This is a genomic window from Xanthomonas indica (assembly GCF_040529045.1).
In the GTDB taxonomy this organism is placed as follows: Bacteria; Pseudomonadota; Gammaproteobacteria; order Xanthomonadales; family Xanthomonadaceae; genus Xanthomonas_A; species Xanthomonas_A indica.
Genome location: NZ_CP131914.1, coordinates 4,019,894 through 4,039,947, shown reverse-complemented (window position 1 = coordinate 4,039,947; position 20,054 = coordinate 4,019,894). Strand labels below are relative to the sequence as shown.

General features: G+C 70.9%; 14 protein-coding genes and 1 other RNA gene. 11 read left to right on the top strand and 4 right to left on the bottom strand.

Annotated elements, in window-relative coordinates:
* The first annotated feature begins 13 nt into the window (after positions 1-13).
* Complete coding sequence (locus tag Q7W82_RS17440; protein ID WP_242161113.1) at positions 14-1,537, top strand: hypothetical protein; 1,524 nt, start codon at positions 14-16, stop codon at positions 1,535-1,537.
* A gap of 219 nt (positions 1,538-1,756) precedes the next feature.
* On the opposite strand, the gene Q7W82_RS17435 is transcribed toward Q7W82_RS17440, so the two are convergent.
* On the bottom strand, positions 1,757-3,853 hold the full coding sequence (locus tag Q7W82_RS17435; RefSeq protein ID WP_242161112.1) for a glycosyltransferase: 2,097 nt from the start codon (positions 3,851-3,853) through the stop codon (positions 1,757-1,759).
* A gap of 93 nt (positions 3,854-3,946) precedes the next feature.
* Between Q7W82_RS17435 and mrcB the strand changes: the two genes are divergently transcribed.
* The 6 genes from mrcB (at position 3,947) to Q7W82_RS17405 (ending at position 10,994) form a co-directional block, all read left to right on the top strand.
* The gene (mrcB, locus tag Q7W82_RS17430) at positions 3,947-6,379 is read left to right on the top strand and encodes a penicillin-binding protein 1B (RefSeq protein WP_242161111.1); all 2,433 of its coding nucleotides are present in this window, start codon (positions 3,947-3,949) and stop codon (positions 6,377-6,379) included.
* Between the two features lie 23 nt (positions 6,380-6,402).
* Positions 6,403-6,924, top strand: coding sequence for a tetratricopeptide repeat protein (locus Q7W82_RS17425; protein WP_160946495.1), 522 nt, complete (start codon positions 6,403-6,405; stop codon positions 6,922-6,924).
* Between the two features lie 179 nt (positions 6,925-7,103).
* A complete protein-coding gene (locus tag Q7W82_RS17420; protein WP_242161110.1) occupies positions 7,104-9,113 on the top strand; it encodes an ATP-dependent DNA helicase in 2,010 nt (669 codons plus the stop codon).
* A gap of 61 nt (positions 9,114-9,174) precedes the next feature.
* Positions 9,175-9,879, top strand: a complete 705-nt coding sequence (gene tsaB / locus Q7W82_RS17415; RefSeq protein ID WP_242161109.1) for a tRNA (adenosine(37)-N6)-threonylcarbamoyltransferase complex dimerization subunit type 1 TsaB — start codon at positions 9,175-9,177, stop codon at positions 9,877-9,879.
* Complete coding sequence (locus Q7W82_RS17410) at positions 9,876-10,796, top strand: ADP-ribosylglycohydrolase family protein (RefSeq protein WP_242161108.1); 921 nt, start codon at positions 9,876-9,878, stop codon at positions 10,794-10,796. Before tsaB ends, Q7W82_RS17410 begins: the two co-directional genes overlap by 4 nt.
* A gap of 122 nt (positions 10,797-10,918) precedes the next feature.
* A non-coding RNA gene (locus Q7W82_RS17405) (sX9 sRNA) lies at positions 10,919-10,994 on the top strand.
* Positions 10,995-10,998: 4 nt separating this feature from the next.
* On the opposite strand, the gene Q7W82_RS17400 is transcribed toward Q7W82_RS17405, so the two are convergent.
* The 3 genes from Q7W82_RS17400 to gshB all read right to left on the bottom strand — a co-directional run bounded on the left by Q7W82_RS17400 (position 10,999) and on the right by gshB (position 16,364).
* The gene (locus tag Q7W82_RS17400) at positions 10,999-13,998 is read right to left on the bottom strand and encodes a TonB-dependent receptor (RefSeq protein WP_242161107.1); all 3,000 of its coding nucleotides are present in this window, start codon (positions 13,996-13,998) and stop codon (positions 10,999-11,001) included.
* 537 nt (positions 13,999-14,535) lie between these two features.
* On the bottom strand, positions 14,536-15,417 hold the full coding sequence (locus Q7W82_RS17395; RefSeq protein ID WP_242161106.1) for an energy transducer TonB: 882 nt from the start codon (positions 15,415-15,417) through the stop codon (positions 14,536-14,538).
* Positions 15,414-16,364: a glutathione synthase gene (gene gshB, locus Q7W82_RS17390; protein ID WP_242161105.1), complete on the bottom strand. Its 951-nt coding sequence runs from the start codon at positions 16,362-16,364 to the stop codon at positions 15,414-15,416. The genes Q7W82_RS17395 and gshB overlap by 4 nt, the downstream gene beginning before the upstream one ends.
* A gap of 242 nt (positions 16,365-16,606) precedes the next feature.
* Here gshB and pilG point away from each other — a divergent pair, with 242 nt between their 5' ends.
* From pilG to Q7W82_RS17370, 4 genes are read left to right on the top strand one after another with little or no spacing between them, the layout of a single operon-like run.
* Positions 16,607-17,008, top strand: a complete 402-nt coding sequence (gene pilG / locus Q7W82_RS17385) for a twitching motility response regulator PilG (protein WP_003472648.1) — start codon at positions 16,607-16,609, stop codon at positions 17,006-17,008.
* A gap of 17 nt (positions 17,009-17,025) precedes the next feature.
* Entirely contained in the window at positions 17,026-17,388 is a 363-nt protein-coding gene (locus tag Q7W82_RS17380; protein ID WP_010343242.1) for a response regulator, read from the top strand.
* Between the two features lies 1 nt (position 17,389).
* Positions 17,390-17,920 carry a chemotaxis protein CheW gene (locus Q7W82_RS17375; protein WP_017910264.1) on the top strand — a complete coding sequence of 177 codons (531 nt, stop codon included), beginning with the start codon at positions 17,390-17,392 and terminating at the stop codon, positions 17,918-17,920.
* A 40-nt stretch (positions 17,921-17,960) separates the two neighbouring features.
* Positions 17,961-19,997: a methyl-accepting chemotaxis protein gene (locus Q7W82_RS17370; RefSeq protein WP_160946489.1), complete on the top strand. Its 2,037-nt coding sequence runs from the start codon at positions 17,961-17,963 to the stop codon at positions 19,995-19,997.
* The last annotated feature ends 57 nt before the right edge of the window (positions 19,998-20,054 follow it).

The window sequence follows — 20,054 nt, the reverse complement described above, 5'->3', positions numbered from 1 at the left end:
TTGCGCGGTGAGCATGCCGCCAGATCAGGTCAGGGACGAACCCCAGCGCAGGCCGCGGCCGGTGCCGCTGTGGCGCGACCGGCGTGTCTGGCGCTGGGTGCTGGCGGTGCTGCTGGTGCTGGGCACGACGCTGGTGCTGTTCCGCCGCCCGCTGGCCGACCTGATCTGGCCGGAGACGCGCATCCAGCAATTGCTCGACCAGGGCCACGCGGCGCTGCGCGCGGGCCGGCTCAGCGCCGCCGACGGCAGCGGCGCGCGCGAGCGTTTCGAGGCCGCGCTGGCGCTGGACGGCGACCGCATGCAGGCGCGCGTCGGGCTGGCCGCGACCGGGCGCGCGGCGCTGGGCCAGGCGCGCGCGGCGCTGGCCGCCGGCCGTTATCCGCAGGCGCGCGAGGCGTTGGCCCTGGCGCGTGCGCTGCAGGTACCGCGCGCCGATGCCGATCGCATCGAGGCGGCGTTGCGTGCGCGCGAGGCCGCGCATGCCGGTATCGATCAACTGCTGCAGCGGGCGGCGCAGGCGCGCCGCGACGGGCATCTGGACGATGGCCCGGACGCGGCCCTGCCGCTGTACCAGCGAGTGCTGGAGTTCGCGCCTGAGCGCACCGCGGCGCTGGAAGGCCGCGAGGATGCGCTGTCGGAACTGCTGCAGCACGCGCGCAGCGCGCTGGCGCGCGGCGACCTGGCCGCCGCCGCGGCGCTGGTGGAGCGCGCGCGCGGTTACGACGCCGGCCATGTCGACCTGCCCGAGACCCAGGCGGAACTGAACCGGGCGCTGGAGCGCCTGCAGCACGACGCCGAGCAGGCCCTGCGTCGGCAGCGCCTGGACGCGGCAGCGCGCGCCTTCGCGCAGTGGCGCGCGGCGGTACCGGATGCGGCGGGCGCCAGCGACGGCCTGGAGCGGGTCGCCGCGGGCTATGCCCTGCAGGCGAGCCGGGCCGCCGCCGATTTCCGTTTCGGCGAGGCCGAGCGCGCGCTGCGCAAGGGCCAGGCGCTGGCACCCGACAGCCGTGCCCTGGCCGACGCCAAGCAGGCGCTGCAGCGCGCCCGGCAGAGCCAGGCCACGCCGCAAGCGCGGGTGTCGCCGGCCGAGCGCGAGCGGCGCCTGCAGCGCCTGCTGGCCGACCTGCAGGCCGCCGAGGCGCGTGGCGACTGGGTCACCCCGCCCGGCGCCAGCGCCTACGACACCTTGCTCGCGGCACAGACCCTGGCACCGCGCGACGCGCGGGTGCGCGCGGCCGAGCAGCGGGTGCTGGCGGCGCTGCGACGCTGTTTCGACGATGCCATGCGCGGCAACCGGGTGCTGGCGGCAAGCGCCTGCTACGACGCCTGGCGCGCCTTGGCCCCGGGCGGCAACGGCCTGGTCACCGCCCGCCGGCGCCTGGCGCAGCGCTGGCTGGCGGTCGGCGACGAGCGCCTGGGCGGCGGCGATGCCACCTTTGCGCGGCAGGCGCTGCAGCGCGCCCGCGCGATCGATCCGTCCACCCCGGAACTGGCCGCGTTCGAGCGCCGCCTGCGCAGCCTCAGCCCTGGGCGTTAGCGCATGCAGTACGGGTTAGGCTTTTCTGCTGGCTGAGGCTGCAATGCGTCGGGGCTGAAGCCCCTCCCACAGGTGCACTCGGACAGCGCATGTGTCGTGAACTTTTTACGGCGCGGGCGTTATCTGCTCGGCACGGCCTAAGGCAGCGGCGATGCGCGCGGCAACGTTGTGGGAAGGACGTCAGTCCCGACGCGATAGAAAACGGCGCGCCACCGCCGCTCACGCCAGGAACGCCTCCCGCACCGTGGCGCGCGCAGCGTCCAGCGAGAAGTGGGTCTCGATGTTGCGCAGGCCGTTGTCGGCCAGCCGCTGCCACAACGCCGGATCGGCGTACAGCTGCGCGATGGCGTCGGCAAATGCTGCGGCCTCGTCGGCGATCAGCACGTCCTCGCCATCGCGCAGGTGCATGCCTTCCACCGCGCAGGCGGTGGCCACCACCGGCTGGCCGTGGGCCATGCTCAGGTTGACCTTGCCCTTGACCCCCGCGCCGAAGCGCAGCGGCGCCACGGCGATGCGCATGCCGTCCATGTAGGCGGCGATGTCGGGGACGTGGCCGAGCAGTTCGACACCGGCGGTGGCCTCGCCGAGGCGGCGGATGTCCTCCGGCATGTCCGCACCGATGCAGTGGAAGCGCACCTCCGGCAAGCGCAGGCGCACCGCCGGGAACACCTCCTGCAGGAACCAGCGCACCGCATCCACGTTGGGCGCATGGCGGAAGCCGCCGACGAACACCAGGTCGCGGCGCTGCGCCCACGGCAGGCCGGGACCGGCGACCTCGTGCAGGTTCGAGATCAGCGCCGTGCGCACTTGCGGCGCTTCGCGCTGCAACTGTTCGCGTTCGACCGCGCTGACCAGCACGGTCACGTCGACCTGCGCCATCACCTCCAGTTCGCGCGCGCGCGTCCGCTCGGCCTCGCGCAGCAGGCGCGCGTCGCCGGCGAGTTCGGCGCCGCGGCGTTCGCGCAGGTAGTGCAGGTCCACGGTATCGAACAGCCGCCGTGCCTGCGGCGCGAACCGGCGCAGCAGCGGCAGGCAGGCGTGGGCGACGTGGTGGCGCACCAGCAGCACGCTGTGGAAGCGCGCGCCGTGCTGCTGCAGGAACCCAGTGAGGTTCTTCAGGTACGGCGCGTGCCATACCTCCACACCCAGCCGCTGCAAGGCCTCGCTGTGGCGGCTGGCGTAGCTGCGCTCGCTGGGCACGAACACCACGTGGGCGCCTTCCTGCAGCAACAGGCGGATCAGGTTGAGCTGGCGCAGCGAGGCGGAGTCGCGGTCCGGCTGCGGCAGCGCTTCGTCAAGGATCAGCACCTGGCGCTGCTGGCGGTGCAGCAGCGCTGGCGTCGGCACCGTGCCCGGCGCCAGGTGCCGCGGCAACACCTCGGCCCACTTGGCGGCGAAGACTGCGCGGTTGCGCACCTGGTAGGCCTTGACCCCGCTGCCGGTGTCGGTGCCGTTGCTGGTGCCTTCGTCGTGGACCACGCGGCTGGCCGGTTGCACCAGCGTGCGCAAGCCGGCGGCGCGCACCGCGAAGGCGAGATCGGTGTCCTCGTAGTACGCCGGCATGTAGCGCGTATCGAAGCCGCCCAGTGCCAGGAAGCGCGCACGTTCGATCGCCAGCGCCGCGCCGCTGCCGTAGTCGACGTCGCGCAGGTAGGCGTAGCGCGGATCCTCGGGCGACTCGAAGCGGCCGTAGCTCCACGCGCTGCCGTCGGCGAAGACCACGCCGCCGGCGTCCTGCAGGCGACCGTCGGGATACAGCAGTTGCGCGCTGACCAGGCCGGCCTCCGGCAGTTGCGCGAAGGTGTCCAGCAGCGCGTCCAGCCAGCCCGGTTGCGGCACCGTGTCGTTGTTGAGGAACACCAGGTAGCGGCCCTGCGCACGTGCAGCGCCGTCGTTGCAGGTGGCGATGAAGCCGCCGTTGTGCTCGCGCACGTGGTAGTGCAGGCCGACGATCTGCGGCAGCCACTGCGCGGTGGCATCGCTGCTGCCGTCGTCGATGACCAGGATCTCGCAAGGGGCGGCTGGCGGATGCGCGGCCAACGCGCGCAGGCAGGCGAGGGTATGGTCGACGTGGTTGTAGACCGGGATCACGATGCTGACCAAGGGCGCCGGACTGTTCGGCACCGCGAACGGCGCGAACGGCGCCGGCGCCACCGCAAACAGCGCGCGCTGCGGCGGCGGCAGCGGTTGCGCATGCACGCGCAACCGCTCCCAGGTGCTGCGCCAGCCGCGCGTGCGCAGGCTGGTCAGGCCGCGCCGGACCAGGCCAGCCAGGCGGTTCAGGGCGTAGCGCGCATTCGCCCACGACATCGACATCCGGTACCACTCCAACTTAAACGAAGAGGCCGTCGCGCCGCGCTGCCCGCTGGGCTGCGCTAGACTCGGCGGAATTTACATTCTCGCATTCCCGTGCCCCGACGCTACGACGATCACGACACCGACGATCAGGACGACGCCCTGGACAGCCCCGCCGCCGTATGGCGCCGGCGCCTGCTCACCTGGGGCCTGGCCGCCGCCGCACTCGGCCTGGGCTTCCTGATTCCGTACACGGTCTATCTGAACAAACAGGTCACCCAGCGTTTCGGCGAACTGCGCTGGCAGATCCCCACCCGTGTCTACGCGCGCCCGCTGGTGCTGGCGCCGGACACGGCGATGGACCCGCAGACGCTGAAGACCGAACTGGATGCGGCCAGCTATCGCGCCGACGCCGGTGCCCAGCGCCCCGGCAGCTACCAGCAGGACGGCAGCCGCTTCACCATCGCCAGCCGCGGCTACGTCGACGTCGACGGGCGGGTCGCGCCGCGGCGCATCGAGGTCGGCCTGGCCGGCGGCCGCGTGGTGGCGCTGCGCGATGCGCAGACGCGCAAGGCGCTCAAGGCCGCGCGGCTGGATCCGGCGCGCATCGCCACGCTGTACGGGCAGAAGCAGGAAGAGCGGCGCCTGGTGCGTGTGGACGAGGTGCCGGAACTGCTGGTCACCGGCTTGCAGGCGGTCGAGGACCGCGACTTCAATTCGCACCACGGCATCGACCTGAGCGGCATGGTCCGCGCGGCCTGGGTGATGGTGCGCTCCGGCGGCAAGAGCCGGCAGGGCGCCAGCACCCTGACCCAGCAGTTGGCGCGCAGCGGCCTGCTCGGCATCGGCAAGGAACAGACGGTCACCCGCAAGTTCAACGAGATCCTGTACGCGCTGATCATGGAGGCGCGCTACGACAAGCGCACCATCCTGGAGGCGTATCTCAACCAGGTGTACCTGGGCCAGCGCGGTAGCCAGGCGGTGCATGGTGTCGCGTCCGGTGCGGAGTTCTGGTTCGGCCGCGAACTCGATGCGCTGGCGCCGGAGCAGGTGGCGCTGCTGATCGGCCTGGTCAAGGGGCCGTCCTACTACGACCCGCGGCGCTATCCCGAGCGCGCGCTGGACCGGCGCAACTTCGTGCTGGGCAAGCTGCGCGAGAGCGAGCTGATCGACGAACCCACCTACCGCAAGGCGCTGGCCGCACCGCTGGGCGTGCCGGCCGAACCCGGCCTGGTCGCCGCCAACCGCTTCCCGGCCTATGTCGACCTGGTGCGGCGCCAGCTGGCGCGCGATTACCCCGAAAGCGCGCTGCAGGGCGCCGGCCTGAGCGTGCTCACCGGCATGTCGCCGTCGGCGCAGGCCTATGCCGAAGGCGCGGTCACGCGCACCATCACCGCGCTGGAGACCAACAAGAAGCGCCCGCCGCTGCAGGCCGGCCTGGTGCTCACCGACACCCACAACGGCGAGGTGCTGGCGGTGGTCGGCAGCCGCGACGTGGCCCAGCCCGGCTTCAACCGCGCGATCGAGGCGCAGCGCCAGGTCGGTTCGCTGCTCAAGCCGTTCGTGTACCTGCTGGCGCTGGCGCAGCCGGACCGTTTTTCGCTGGCCAGCTGGGTCGACGACACGCCGGTCACCGTGCAACTGGGCCGCGGCCGCACCTGGAGCCCGGGCAATTCCGATGGCCGCAGTCACGGCACCGTGCGCGTGGTCGATGCGCTGGCGCATTCCTACAACCAGGCCACGGTGCGCGTCGGCATGCAGGTCGGGCCGGAGCGCGTGGCGCAACTGGTGAAGGTGCTGGCCGGCATCGAGGCCGAGGTCAATCCTTCGCTGATCCTCGGTGCCACCGACCAGAGCCCGTACGCGATGGCGCAGCTGTACCAGTTCCTGGCCTCCGGCGGCGAGATCCAGCCGTTGCATGCGGTGCGCGGCGTGCTCGATCCGCAGGGCAAGCTGCTCAAGCGCTACGACAAGACCCCGGCGCCGGCGCAGGAGGGCGACTCCATCGCCGCCAACCTGGTCGGCATGGCGCTGCAGCAGGTGGTCAGCAACGGCACCGCGCGGCAACTGCTCAGCGACGGCCTGGGCAAGCTGTCGCCGGCCGGCAAGACCGGCACCAGCAACGACGGCGTGGACAGCTGGTACGCCGGCTACACGGGCGATCACCTGGCGGTGATCTGGATCGGCAACGACCAGAACAAGCAGACCGGCCTGTACGGCGCCACCGGCGCGATGCGGGTGTGGTCGGGCATTTTCTCGCGGCTGCCGAGCGCGCCGTTGCAGGTGCAGGGCAAGGGCATCGACTGGCAGTGGATGGACCCGGTGGGGTACAACAGCACCGACGCGACATGCCCCGGCGCGCGCCAGTTCCCGTTCGTGGTCGGCTTCGTGCCGGCGTACGCCGCGTGCACGCCGCCGCAGGCGCTGCCGGAAGAGGCCGCGCCCGCCGAGGGCGAACACCAGGGCGGCGGCTGGCGTAGCTGGTTCGGCCTGGACAAGAAGAAAGACCCGCCTGCCGACGCGGCCACGCCGCCGCCGGCGCATTGATTCCCGGATTCCGGATACCGCTCATGACCCCACGTCTTCCCGCCATCGCCGCCCTCAGCCTGCTGCTCGCCTCCTGCGTCAGCGCGCCGCCGCCGCCGCCCCCGGCCGCGCCGGTGGACACCACCACGCCGGCGCAGCGCCTCGCCGCGATCGACGCCAGCGGCGGTGCCGACGACACCGAACTGAGCGTGCAGCCGCTGCGCGATCCGGAAGTGGAGGACCTGCGCGAGAGCGCCAAGCGCAAGCGCACCGCCGGCGACCTGGCCGGCGCCGCCGCGGCCCTGGACCAGGCGCTGAAGCTGGTGCCAGACGACCCGGCGCTGTTGCAGGACCGCGCCGAAGTGGCGCTGCTGCAGAAGGACGATGCGCAGGCCGAAGCATTCGCCAAGCGCGCCATCGACCTGGGCTCGCAGACCGGCCCGCTGTGCCGCCGCCATTGGGCGACCATCGAACAGGCACGCCTGGCCCGCGGGCAGAAGGAAAACGCCGCCTCGGCGCACGCGCAGATCGCGGGGTGCACGGTGCCGGGGATCAAGCGGTACTAAGGGCGGGGATTGGGGAGTCGGGATTGGGGATTGGCAAGAGCGCATTCCGCGCGTTGCCGGCTGAAGTCGCTGGTTGGCGTTTCCTGCGTCTGGTTGGCCGAACGCACTGACCCGCGACGCGCACGCCCCGTGCTGTTACCAATCCCCAATCCCGACTCCCCAATCCCGGCACCACCCCCATGTCTCTAGCCCACGCAAGCACCGAAGCGCTCAGCGAAGGCGGTGCGCTTGCACGCCAGCTCGATGCGTTCGTGCCGCGGCCGGCGCAGTTGCGGTTGACCGCGGCGATCGCCGAGGCGTTCGAGCAGCGCGACGTGCTGCTCGCCGAGGCCGGGACCGGCACCGGCAAGACCTATGCGTATCTGGTGCCGGCGTTGCTGTCGGGGCTGAAGACCATCGTCTCCACCGGTACCCGCGCGCTGCAGGATCAGCTCTACCACCGCGATCTGCCGCGCGTGCGGGCCGCGCTGGGCGTGGGCCTGAGCAGTGCGCTGCTGAAGGGCCGTGCCAACTACCTGTGCAAGTACCGCCTGCAGCAGGCCCGCGGCGAGCCGCGGTTCACCGCGCGCGAGCAGGTCGCGCAGTTCCAGCGCATCGTCGCCTGGAGCGGGCGCACCCGCTTCGGCGACATCGCCGAGCTGGACGCGCTGGCCGACGATTCGCCGCTGCTGCCGCTGGTCACCTCCACCGTGGACAACTGCCTGGGCACCGAGTGTCCGTTCTGGGGCGAGTGCTTCGTGGTGCAGGCGCGGCAGCGCGCGCAGGCGGCCGACCTGGTGGTGGTCAACCATCACCTGCTGCTGGCCGACCTGGCGCTGAAGCAGGAGGGCTTCGGCGAGATCCTGCCCGGCGCGCAGGCCTTCGTGATCGACGAGGCGCACCAGCTGCCGGAACTGGCGGCGAACTTTTTCGGCGAAGGCTTCGGCATGCGCCCGCTGCAGGAGCTGGCGCGCGACTGCCTGGCCGAGAGCCGGCATGTCGCCGGCGCGCTGGCCAGCCTGCAGGCGCCGGCGCAGGCGCTGGAACAGACCCTGCGCGAACTGCGCGCGGCGATGGAAGGACTGCCGGCACGCGGCACGCAGTGGCGGCTGCTGGCCAAGCCGCAGGTGCGCGACGGCTTCGACGCGCTGCTGGCCGATCTGGCGCGGCTGCAGGAACCGCTGGCGGTGTTGCGCGAGGCCTCGCCCGGCTTCGACGCCTGCGCGGCGCGCGCGCGCGAACTGCGCACGCGGCTGGGCCGCTGGCTCGGCGAGGATGCGCCGATTCCGGATTTCGAGGCCGAGCCGGAACCGGACGCGCCGTCCAACGACGTGCTGTGGTACGAGTTGACGCCGCGCGGCTTCCGCTGCCAGCGCACGCCGCTGGACGTGTCCGGGCCGCTGCGCGCGCATCGCGAGGCGTCGCACGCGGCCTGGGTGTTCACCTCGGCGACGCTGGCGGTGAAGGGCGAGTTCGAACACATCGCCACGCGCCTGGGCCTGAGCGACCCGATGACCTTGCTGCAGCCCAGCCCGTTCGATTGGGCGCGGCAGGCGCTGTGCTACCTGCCGGCGCTGCCCGATCCGGCGGCGCGCGGCTTCGGCACCGCGCTGATCGCCGCGCTGCAGCCGGTGCTGGAGGCCTCGCAAGGTCGCGCCTTCCTGCTGTTCGCCTCGCACCGGGCGCTGCGCGAGGCGGCCGAAGCACTGCGCGACGGACCCTGGCCGCTGTTCGTGCAGGGCGAGGCGCCGCGCGCGACCCTGTTGCAGCGCTTCCGCGCCTCCGGCAACGGCGTGCTGCTTGGCTCGGCCAGCTTCCGCGAAGGCGTGGACGTGGTGGGCGATGCGCTGAGCGTGGTGGTGATCGACAAGCTGCCGTTCGCCGCACCCGACGATCCGGTGTTCGAGGCGCGCCTTGAGGCGATCCGACGCGACGGCGGCAACCCGTTCCGCGACGAGCAGTTGCCGCAGGCGGTGATCGCGCTCAAGCAGGGCGTGGGCCGGCTGATCCGCAGCGAGCGCGACCGCGGCGTGCTGGTGCTGTGCGACCCTCGCCTGCTGTCCAAGTCCTATGGCCGCACCTTCCTGGAATCGCTGCCGCCGTTCGCCCGCACCCGCGACGTGGAGGACGTGCGCCAGTTCTTCGCCGCCGAGGCCCCGCCGCTGGGCGATAATCCCGAGGCCGCGACGCCACCGGCCGCGTCAAACTAGCCGACGCGCCGCTCCTGCTTTTGCGAATCCCCACTCCCGAATCCCCAATCCCGGCTCCTCGATGAACCTTCTCGCCTTCGAAACCTCCACCGAAGCCTGCTCCGTCGCCGTGCTGGTCGGCGACCGCGTGCTGGAGCGCTTCGAACTGGCGCCGCGGCGGCACGCCGAACTGGCGCTGCCCTGGGCCGAGCAGTTGTTGAGCGAGGCCGGCATCGGCCGCCGCCAGCTCGATGCGGTGGCCTTCAGCCGCGGCCCCGGTGCGTTCACCGGGGTGCGCCTGGCGATCGCGGTCGCGCAGGGCATCGCCCTGGCCCTGGACCTGCCGGTGCTGCCGGTGTCCACGCTGCAGGTGCTGGCGCTGCGCGCGCCGGCCGCTGCGCCGCGGGTGCTGGCGGCGATCGACGCGCGCATGGGCGAGGTCTACACCGCGGCCTACGCGCGGCAGGCCGATGGCGGCCTGCAGGCGCTGACCGCGGAGCAGGTGCTGAGTCCGGAGGCCTTCGTGTTGCCGGAGCCGGAGGCGGCCTGGGCCGCGGTCGGCACCGGCTTGGCGGCGGTTGATGGCACCTTGCAGCGGCGCTTCGGCGCGCACTGGCGCAGCGCCGACGCGCAGGCGCTGCCGCATGCCGCCGACGTGCTGACCCTGGCTGCGGCCGCGTACGCACGCGGCGAGGCGATCGCACCGGAACGCGCCGAACCGGCGTACCTGCGCGACAACGTCGCCCTGACCCTGGCCGAGCAACAGGCGCAGCGGGCCGCACGATGAGCGTCGCGGTGACGCCCGGCGACCGCTTCCGCGGGTGCCTGCTGGGACTGGCGGTCGGCGACGCGCTGGGGACCACCCTGGAATTCAAGGCGCCCGGCAGCTTTACGCCGATCGACGACATGGTCGGCGGCGGCCCGTTCGAGCTGCAGCCGGGCCAGTGGACCGACGACACCTCGATGGCGCTGTGCCTGGCGCACAGCCTGCTATACCGGCAGGGCTTCGACGCCGCCGACCAGATGAACCGCTACTGCAACTGGTACCGGCACGGCTACATGAGCAGCACCGGCGTGTGCTTCGACATCGGCAATACGGTGCGCGCCGCGCTGGAGCGTTATCTGCAGGGCGGGCCGGCATTCAGCGGCAGTGACGACCCGCGCGCGGCCGGGAACGGCGCACTGATGCGGCTGGCGCCGGTGGCGATGTTCTACGCGCAGCGGCCCGACGAACTGGCCGCGCGTGCCGCCGACAGTTCGCGCACCACGCACGCCGCGGCCGAGGTGCTGGACGCCAGCCGGCTGTTCGCCTTCCAGTTGCGCGCCGCGTTGCTGGGCGAGGACCGTGCGCAGGTGCTGCAGCCGACGGGCGCACCGCCGATGCAGACACCGGCGCTGCGTGCGCTGGCCATCCGCGACCACGCGGCGGTGCCGGCGGCGCAGATCCGCGGCACCGGCTACGTGGTCGATGCGCTGTCGGCGGCGCTGTGGTGTTTCGCCACGACCGAGTGCTTCGCCGATGCGGTGCTGCGCGCGGCCAACCTGGGCGACGACGCCGACACCACCGCGGCGATCTGCGGCCAGCTCGCTGGCGCGTTCTACGGCCTTCACGGCATTCCTGCGGCATGGCGCGCGCGGGTCCAGGATGCGACGGAGATCGTGGCGCTCGCCGATCGCCTGCATGCGGCCAGCCTCGTGCCGTGAGGCCGGGCAGGGAGCCTGCCACACGCGACCGGCGCCCCGTGCGCATCGCCAGCGCGCCTCAACGCGGCGAACAAAACGACTGCGCAGCCGCCAGGCGGGCGCGGACGGTGCTCGGGATCCGCATGTACCACTTGCACGCTGCGGTTCCTGCGCGCCGCCGGCACCCACCTGGCGACTGCTCACGACGGTTTTTCGGCCACTCTCAGTAGTCGTAGCTGACGCTCAGGCGCAGCGAACGCGGCGACTGGCGCAGCAGGGCCGCGCCGTATACCGGGTCCGGGTTGCCCGGGTCCGACTCCGAGTACGGGTACTTCCACAGCGTGGCCTGGCCGTTGAAGACGTTGAACACGTCCAGGCTGAAAGCCAGTTTGCGGTCGGCATAGGCCGGTCGCCACGACACGCCGAGATCCAGTTGCTGCAGCCACGGCAGGCGGCCCTGGCTGCCCGGAGGCGCCGGCTGGCCCTGGTAGTAGTGATAGGCGATGCCGTAGCCGGAGGGGTCGCTGTGGTCGGGGCCGTAGGAGCCCAACGCACTGAACGGCGAGCCGGAGATCAGTTTGAAGTTGGCCGACACCAGCCACGCGGGGGTGATCTGGTAGTAGCCGTAGAACTTGAACTGATGGGTGTGGTCGTTGCTCTGCGGGCCATTGGTGTGCTCCATCAACTGCGCGAAGTCCCACGCCTGGGTGGTGGACACCGCGGTCTGGCCGATGCCCGACAGCAACTGGCCCTCGGTGGTGCCGTAGCTGCGCGACCAGGTGTAGTCGAGGCGGCCGTACCAGCGCTGGTCGAAGGGGTGCTCCAGCGACAGGTTGAGCCCGTAGTAGTTGCGCTTGAATGCCGGGAAGCCGAACTGCGCGTTGCTCAGCGGCACCTTGACGTAGTTGCCCGAGGTGTCGACCAGGGTGAAGGTGTTGGCCCGGCCCGGGTTGATCAGCCAGCAGCTGACCGGATTGCTGGCCAGGGTCACCGTGTGCCCTTGCGCCGCGGCGGCGGCGAATACGGTATCGCTGTCGCAGTAGTCGTCCACGCCGCTGCGCAGGACGCGGTAGGTGCCCTTGGCACCGTAGACCCAGCTGTCGCCCCAGGCCTTGGTGAAGCCGAGGATGAATTCGTCCTGGAACGAGGGCTTGATGCCTTGCGTGGCCACGGTCTTGGGATCGGGGAGGATGCCGTAGTTGTTGTTGGCCGAGACTGCGCCGGAGATCTGGGTCAGGCCGGTGGGGTAGCCGTTGGCGTCGATGCCGCCGTAGGTGTAGTAGGTCGACGTCGCCAGGGTGGCGCCGGCGGCGTTGAACGCCGGGTTCAGCGGCAGCGCCAGGTAGTAGCGGCCGGCGTTGCCGTAGACCTTGAAGCGCGCATCGCCGTCGACGTCCCAGCTGAAGCCCAGCCGCGGCGCCCACTGCCCGCTGGTCTGCTTGATGTACGGCGCGCCGTCGCGGTTGTAGTTGGTGAACTGGTCCAGGCGCAGGCCGAGGTTGAGCAGCAACCGGTCCGTCACCTGCCAGTTGTCCTCCACGTATTGCGCGCGCTGCGCCGAGCGCACCGAGGCCAGCGCGCTGTAGATGTACTTGCGCACGTAGTAGCCGTCCTGGCCGTTGGGGAAACCGCCGGTGGCCGGCACGCCGAGCCCGGTGTTGATCGGCACGTTGGGGCTGGCCTGGCCGTAGATCCAGTAGTAGCCATCGCCCGAGGCCACCGAGCCGCGGTTGAGTGCGCGCGCGTTCTGGTTGTCGATGCCGATGGTGATGCTGTGCGCGCCGATGGCGTAGTTCAGATCCAGGCGCAGGTTGTCGGTGCGGTTGCCGCGCGCGGGGTCGACCAGCAGCGAGGTGGTCTGCGCATTGGTGATCGGGGTACCGCCGGTGTAGGCCGGGTTCTGGAACGAGGTGCCGCTGAGGTAGGTCAGCGCGCCGTTGTAGCTGGGATTGCCGGTGTAGTCGTCGGTGCGCTGCTTGCCGTACTGGGCGCTGAAGGTCAGGCGGTCGGTGAGATAGCCGGTGTACTTGGCGGTCCACAGGTCGCCGCCGGTTTTGGTGGTGTTGGCGTCGCCGCGCAGGCTGCCGATGTCGTAACCGCTGTAGTCGTAGTACTTGCCGCGGGTGATGTAGCGGCTGGAGGCGCCGGTGATCTCCAGCAGTTGGCTGTCGCTGATGTTCCAGTCGAGCTTGGCGTACCAGCTCGGCCGGCGGTACTGGTAATCGTAGTAGTAGGTTCCCGGCGTGGTCTCGCGCGCGCCGTAGAACCTGTCGCCGTCCTGGCGTTGCAGTTCGTAGGCGCCGAAGAAGAACAGCTTGTCCTGGATCAGCGGGCCGCCCGCGTAGATGCTCTGGGTGCTGAGCGTTGAACCGCTCTTGCTGTCCGGCCGGTAAAGGCTGCCGTCGCCAGGCGAGTAGACGTCCTTCTGCGAGGAGCGCAGCCCGTCCGGCTCCCAGGTCGCCTGCCCACCGAAATGCCATTCGTTGCTGCCGCGCTTGCCCACGGCATTGATCACGCCGCCGTCGGACCGGCCGTACTTGGCGCTGTAGCCGCCGGTGTAGACCTCCAACTGGTCGATGCTGCCGTAGGGCAGGGTCAGCCCGCCCAGGCCGCGCAGCGGGTCGGTGGTGTTGAAGCCATTGATGTAGTAAGCGTTCTCCGCCGACGAGGCGCCGCCGAAGCTGAGCAACTGCGCGCCGGTCGGGCCGATGTAGGTGCCGCTGCCGCTGTTGCCGGCCACGCCGGGCGCCAGTTGCGCGATGGCCTCCGCCGAGCGGCCCAGCGGCAGGCGCTGCAGCTGCTCGGCATTGATCACCGTGCGCGAGTCCACGCTGCTCACGTCGATCGCGGCGGCGGCGCGGTCGGCGCTGACCTGGACGCCGGCCAGGCTGGTGGTGGCCGGAGCGAAGGAGACCTCGGTGACGCCGCCGACGGTGAGGCCGACGCCGTCGCGGCTGCCCAGCACGCTGCCGTCGGCGCCCTTGGCGATGATGGTGTAGGTGCCCAGCGGCAACTGGCCGATGCTGTAGCGGCCGCGCGCGTCGACGGTGACCTCGCGGCTGAGGCCGCTGTCGCTGCGGACCAGGATGCGCTGGGTCTCGGCCGGCGCCTGGCCGGCGACGGCGCCGGTGGTGGACTGGGCCTGGGCCGGCGGGAGGGCGAGGGCGGCACTCAGTGCCAGGGCGAGCAGGGCGGGCCTGCGGAGGGAGCGGTGGTTGTGCATGCGTGGGGCGACTCGGGTGGTGGTGGGGCGGGGACACGCCGCGCCGACTCGAATCCGCCCGTCCTGGATGATGCGATGTGCGCGGTAACGTTCCCCCGCTCCATTAACCTTAATGGGCCGCCATCACAGAAATGCCGCGTGGTTATGTCGGCGGCACCAATGGTTATGTCCCTTGCCGCCGAGTGCTCCATGGCGGCCGTACCCTCACCCCACCCCCTCTCCCGAGGGGAGAGGGGCTGGCGCCTTTCCTTCTCCCCTCGGGAGAAGGTGCCCCGCAGGGGCGGATGAGGGTACGGGCGAAGCCTCGTGCACCCAAGCACCACGAGGCGCTACGCGCCGGACCCTCACCCCAACCCCTCTCCCGAGGGGAGAGGGGCTAGCGCCTTTCCTTCTCCCCTCGGGAGAAGGTGCCCCGCAGGGGCGGATGAGGGTACGGGCGCAGCCTCGTGTGCCCAAACACCCCGAGACGCTGTGCGCCGGACCCTCACCCCAACCCCTCTCCCGGTGGGAGAGGAGAGGGGCTGATCTGCTCTACGCTCAGCGGTCGTCGACCAGGCTGCCGCCGGGCAGGAACACCCAGGTGCGGGTCACCTGCAGGATGTCGACGTTGTCGTCGGTGCGCGGCAGCGGCGGGAATGGCTGGGCCAGTTGCACGATCCGCAACGCGGCGGCATCGAGCATCGGCACGCCGCTGGAGCGCAGGATGCGGCTGCTCTCCAGGCTGCCGTCGCGGCGCACGCCCACGCTGATCACCACCTGGCCGCCGAGCCGGCGCCGCCGCGCTTCGTCGGGGTAGTTGAGGTTGCCGACGCGCTCGGCGCGGTCGACCCAGGCGCGCAGGTAATTGGCGTAGGCGTATTCGCGCGTGCTGGCGGAGACGAACTTGCGATTGGGACGCTTGGCGTACTGCTCCGAACGCAGATGTACTTCGGCGGCCAGCCGCGCCATCTCGGCATCGCGCTGTTCGCGCTGGGCGTCCACCGGTCGCTGTGGGTCGTCGGTGCGCGGCTGGGTCTGTGCCACCGGCAGCGGCTGCTCGCCGCGCGCGCTGCTGACCACGCGCGGGGTCTGCTCCGGCGCGGCGGCCGCGGTCTGCGCGCGCAGCGCCTGCGGGGCCAGGCCGTCCCGGCGCTGCGGCACCACGCCCGGCTGGCTGTCGCGTGGGCGCTGGGGGGTGTCGTGGTCGCCGCCACCCTGCTGGTTGGCCTGGGCCAGGAAGTCGGCCTGCTTCGGCGTCAGCGGGGTGCTGGTCTGGCTGAAGATCACGTCCAGGGTCGGCACCAGCGGCGCATCGTCGTCGATCGCAAAACCCACGCCCAGGATCACCAGGCCATGCACGATCAGCGACAGCACCAGGGTGGCGCTGAGCCGTTCGCGCTCGCCGATGCGCGGCGCGGGCGTCGCGGCCGCCGCGCTCATCGCGCCGGGTAGGCCTCGATGGCGTCGAACAGCAGCCCGGCGATGTTCAGCCCGAACTGCGCGTCCAGCTCGCGCACGCAGGTGGGGCTGGTGACGTTGACCTCGGTGAGGTAGTCGCCGATCACGTCCAGGCCGACGAAGCGCATGCCGCGCCGCTTCATCTCCGGGCCGACCTGGGCGGCGATCCAGCGGTCGCGCTCGCTCAGCGGGCGGCCTTCGCCGCGGCCGCCGGCGGCCAGGTTGCCGCGGAACTCGTCGCCCTGCGGAATCCGCGCCAGGCAGTAGTCGACCGCCACGCCGTCGACCAGCAGGATGCGCTTGTCGCCGGCGCTGATGTCCGGGATGAAGCGCTGCGCCAGGGCCAGCTTGCGGCCGCCGTCGGTCAGCGTCTCCAGGATCACGTTGAGGTTGGGGTCGCCCGTGCCGCTGCGGAAGATCGAGCGCCCGCCCATGCCGTCCAGCGGCTTCAGCACCGCCTGGCCATGCTCGAGCACGAACGCCTTCAGCGTGGCGGCGTCGCGGCTCACCAGGGTCGGCGGGCAGCATTGCGGGAACAGCAGGGCGGCCAGCTTCTCGTTGAAATCGCGCAGGCCCTGCGGGTCGTTGACCACCTGCGCGCCGGCGCGCTGGGCCACGCTCAGCACATGGGTGTCGTACAGGAACTCGGCATCGAACGGCGGGTCCTTGCGCATCAGCACCACCTGCCCGGGGCCGAACGCCAGCTCGGCGAAGCCGTCCAGCTCGAACCAGCCGGCCTTGTCGTCGCGCACCCGCAGCGGCGCGGCCTGGGCCAGTGCGCGGCCGTCGCGCAGGGTCAACCCGCCGGGGCGCACGTAGTGCAGGCGGTGCCCGCGGCGCTGCGCTTCCAGCAGCATCGCGAAGGTCGTGTCTTTGGCGATCTTGATGCTGGCGATGGGGTCCATCACCACGATGACATCGAACGGCATGGGGGCACCTGAGAGACTGAGCGGAAGATGGTAGCGGGTCGGCGGGGGCGCCGCGCACCGGGTGCTGGCCGCGGCCGCGCGGTGTCGCACGTCATCCGCCAAACTGTGACATAGTTTGTGCTGTTACGTGGTTCAACGCAGACCGGCAGCGGCGGCCTTGACAGTCGCAGCGGGTCTTGGGATACATGGCGTTTCGCAGCGAAGCCGGATCCGATGAAGCGTCGCGCGCTTGGGGGCAAGTGATGAGTGAAAACACGACTGCGGGTGGGGAACTCGCAGGCTTGCGGGTCATGGTGATCGACGATTCGAAAACAATCCGTCGTACCGCCGAAACGTTGCTGAAGCGCGAAGGGTGCGAAGTGGTGACGGCGACCGACGGCTTCGAGGCCCTGGCCAAGATCGCCGACCAGCAGCCGCAGATCATCTTCGTGGACATCATGATGCCGCGGCTGGACGGCTATCAGACCTGCGCGCTGATCAAGGGCAACCAGCTGTTCAAGGCCACGCCGGTGATCATGCTGTCCTCCAAGGACGGTCTGTTCGACAAGGCGCGCGGGCGCATCGTCGGTTCCGAGCAGTACCTCACCAAACCCTTTACACGCGAAGAGCTGCTGGGCGCGATCCGTACATACGTCAACGCCTGACCAGGGGGAAAGGCAGCATGGCCCGTATCTTGTTGATCGAGGACTCACCGACCGACCGGGCGGTGTTCACGCAATGGCTGGAAAAAGCCGGGCACCAAGTCCTGTCCACCGACAATGCGGAGGACGGGATCAAGCTGGTGCGCGAGCAGGCGCCGAGCCTGGTGCTGATGGACGTGGTGCTGCCGGGCATGAGCGGCTTCCAGGCCACCCGCGCGCTGTCGCGCGACGAGGCCACCCGGCACATCCCGGTGCTGATCATCAGCACCAAGAGCATGGAGACCGACAAGGTCTGGGGCATGCGCCAGGGCGCCACCGACTACATCGTCAAGCCGCCGCGGGAAGACGAACTGATCGCCCGCATCAACCAGCTGGTGGGCTGACATGCGCTCGCCCTTCGACATCCTCGAGGCCTACGAGCGGCGCAGCCTGGCGCACGCCGTGCAGATGCCCGAGCGCGCCTTCGACGACGACGTCTGGCGCGGGGTCGGCTACCGCGTCGGCAAGCGCCACCTGGTCTCGGACTTCCGCGAAGTGGTGGAAATCGTGCGCATGCCGCCGGTCACCCCGGTGCCGGGCGCGCAGCCGTGGCTGCTGGGCGTGGGCAACCTGCGCGGCAACCTGTTCCCGGTGGTCGACCTGAAGCAATTCCTGGAAGGCGAGCGCACCGCGCTGCAGGAAGGCCAGCGCGTGCTGATCATGCGCCAGAGCGGCGGCGACGTGGCCCTGACCATCGACGAACTGTTTGGCCAGCGCAGTTTCACCGAGGCGCAGGCGGTGGAGCCGGGCGATCTGGCCCAGGGCCGCTACGCGCACTTCATCGACCGCGCCTTCCGCGGCGACGCCCAGGACTGGGGCGTGTTCTCGCTGTCGCTGCTGTCGCGCACTCCCGAATTCCGGCAAGCCGCCGCCTGAGCGCGCGCGCTGCCTCCGCATCGAAGACCGAGGTCGCATCATGAGTACTGCTCCGGACGCCCGCAAGGCCAGCAAGCTCGGCAGCGTGGGCACGAGTTTCTGGCTGGGCCTGCTGGCGCTGTCGCTGGTCGTGTTCGGCGCCAACACCGGCGTGGCCACCTGGCAGGGCAACCGCCTGGCCGGCGCCAGCACCGGCGCGGCCGACCTGCAGGTGCTGTCGCAACAGCTGGCCAACCAGGCCCGCGACGCGGTGTCCGGCAACGCCGAGACCTTCAAGCAGTTCAAGCAGACCAAGGCGAAGGTGGAGAGCACCGTCGCCGAGCTCAATGCGCGCTATGCCAACGAAACCGGCGTGTCCGGGCCGTTGCAGACCCTCAACGGCACCTGGGCGCCGCTGGCCAAGAACGCACAGCAGGTGGTGGACAGCGAACCGGCGGTGCTGGCGCTGGCCGGCAATGCCGACCGCTTCGTCGGCGGCGTGCCGCAGCTGCAGGCGCAGTTGAACGAGGTGGTGCGCGCGATGACCGTCGGCGGCGCCCCCGCCGCGCAGATCTACAACACCCTGCAGCAGGTGGTGGTGGCCGGCACCATGGCCCGCCGCGTCACCGAAATGCGCGCCGGCGGCCGCGGCGCCGCCAGCGCCGGCGACGCGCTGGCGCGCGACTCGGTGGTGTTCGGGCAGATGCTCGAGGGCCTGCGCAACGGCAACGAGGAACTGGGCATCGCCCCGGTGCGCAACGCCGCCGCCTTGGCCGCGCTGGAGCAGTCGCAGGCGCAATGGGCGGAAATGAAGAAGGACCTGGACGCGCTGCAGGCCAGCTCGCGCAGCCTGTTCGCCGCGCAATCCGCCGCTGCGGCGCTGACCGCCGGCTCGGGCAAGATGCTGGAGGACAGCAAGAAGCTGTTCGACGCGTTCTCCGCGTTCGGCTCCACCCGCGATACCCGGTGGTTCCCGAACTTCTGGCTGGGCGTGATCTCCGGCCTGCTGGCGCTGCTGTCGATCATCGGTTTCGTCTGGACCACGGTGCGCAGCCGCAGCCGCGAGCAGGAAATCCGCCTGCAGACCCAGGTCGAGTACAACAGCCGCAACCAGCAGGCGATCATGCGCCTGCTCGACGAAATCAGCTCGCTCGGCGAAGGCGACCTGACGGTCAAGGCCTCGGTCACCGAGGACATGACCGGCGCCATCGCCGACGCGATCAACTACGCCGTCGACGAGCTGCGCCACCTGGTGACCACCATCAACGACACCTCGGCCAAGGTCGCCGTGTCCACCGAGGAAACCCAGGCCACCGCGCGGCAACTGGCCGAGGCGGCCGGCCACCAGGCCGAGCAGATCGGTTCGGCCTCGGTCCGCATCAACGAAATCGCCGCCAGCATCGAGCAGGTCTCGCGCAACTCCACCGAATCGGCGGAAGTGGCGCAGCGTTCGGTGGTGATCGCCGCCGAGGGCGCTGGCGTGGTCCGCGAGACCATCCAGGGCATGGACCAGATCCGCGACCAGATCCAGGAGACCTCCAAGCGCATCAAGCGCCTGGGCGAGTCGACCCAGGAGATCGGCTCGATCGTGGAACTGATCAACGACATTTCCGAGCAGACCAACATCCTGGCGCTCAACGCCGCGGTGCAGGCCGCCTCGGCCGGCGAGGCCGGCCGCGGTTTCGCCCTGGTCGCCGACGAAGTGCAGCGCCTGGCCGAACGCACCTCCGGCGCCACCCGCCGCATCGAAGGCCTGGTGCAGACCATTCAGGCCGATACCAACGAAGCGGTCAGCTCGATGGAGCAGACCACCTCCGAAGTGGTGTCCGGCGCGCGCCTGGCCGAAGACGCCGGCACCGCGCTGACCGAGATCGAGCGCGTGTCCAACGCGCTCAACACCCTCATCAAGAACATCTCCATCGCCGCGCACCAGCAGTCGGCGGCGGCGATCGACATCACCCAGACGATGGACGTGATCCGGCAGATCACCGGACAGACCTCGCAAGGCGCGGGACAGACCGCCGAATCGATCGGCCGCCTGGCGCAACTGGCGGCGGACCTGCGGCGCTCGGTCGCCGACTTCAAGCTGCCGGCGTAAGCGGGCCGGAACCGGGTGGAAGGAAGCGCACATGACGTACCGTGAACAACTCCCGCA

Bases quoted from the DNA above. Each gene is read 5' to 3' on its own strand.
- Q7W82_RS17420 (WP_242161110.1), top strand. From the start codon at position 7,104: ATGTCTCTAGCCCACGCAAGCACCGAAGCGCTCAGCGAAGGCGGTGCG.
- Q7W82_RS17425 (WP_160946495.1), top strand. From the start codon at position 6,403: ATGACCCCACGTCTTCCCGCCATCGCCGCCCTCAGCCTGCTGCTCGCC.
- Q7W82_RS17435 (WP_242161112.1), bottom strand. From the start codon at position 3,853: ATGTCGATGTCGTGGGCGAATGCGCGCTACGCCCTGAACCGCCTGGCT.
- Q7W82_RS17440 (WP_242161113.1), top strand. From the start codon at position 14: ATGCCGCCAGATCAGGTCAGGGACGAACCCCAGCGCAGGCCGCGGCCG.
- Q7W82_RS17375 (WP_017910264.1), top strand. From the start codon at position 17,390: ATGCGCTCGCCCTTCGACATCCTCGAGGCCTACGAGCGGCGCAGCCTG.
- Q7W82_RS17395 (WP_242161106.1), bottom strand. From the start codon at position 15,417: ATGAGCGCGGCGGCCGCGACGCCCGCGCCGCGCATCGGCGAGCGCGAA.
- tsaB (WP_242161109.1), top strand. From the start codon at position 9,175: ATGAACCTTCTCGCCTTCGAAACCTCCACCGAAGCCTGCTCCGTCGCC.
- gshB (WP_242161105.1), bottom strand. From the start codon at position 16,364: ATGCCGTTCGATGTCATCGTGGTGATGGACCCCATCGCCAGCATCAAG.
- Q7W82_RS17410 (WP_242161108.1), top strand. From the start codon at position 9,876: ATGAGCGTCGCGGTGACGCCCGGCGACCGCTTCCGCGGGTGCCTGCTG.
- pilG (WP_003472648.1), top strand. From the start codon at position 16,607: ATGAGTGAAAACACGACTGCGGGTGGGGAACTCGCAGGCTTGCGGGTC.
- Q7W82_RS17380 (WP_010343242.1), top strand. From the start codon at position 17,026: ATGGCCCGTATCTTGTTGATCGAGGACTCACCGACCGACCGGGCGGTG.
- Q7W82_RS17400 (WP_242161107.1), bottom strand. From the start codon at position 13,998: ATGCACAACCACCGCTCCCTCCGCAGGCCCGCCCTGCTCGCCCTGGCA.
- Q7W82_RS17370 (WP_160946489.1), top strand. From the start codon at position 17,961: ATGAGTACTGCTCCGGACGCCCGCAAGGCCAGCAAGCTCGGCAGCGTG.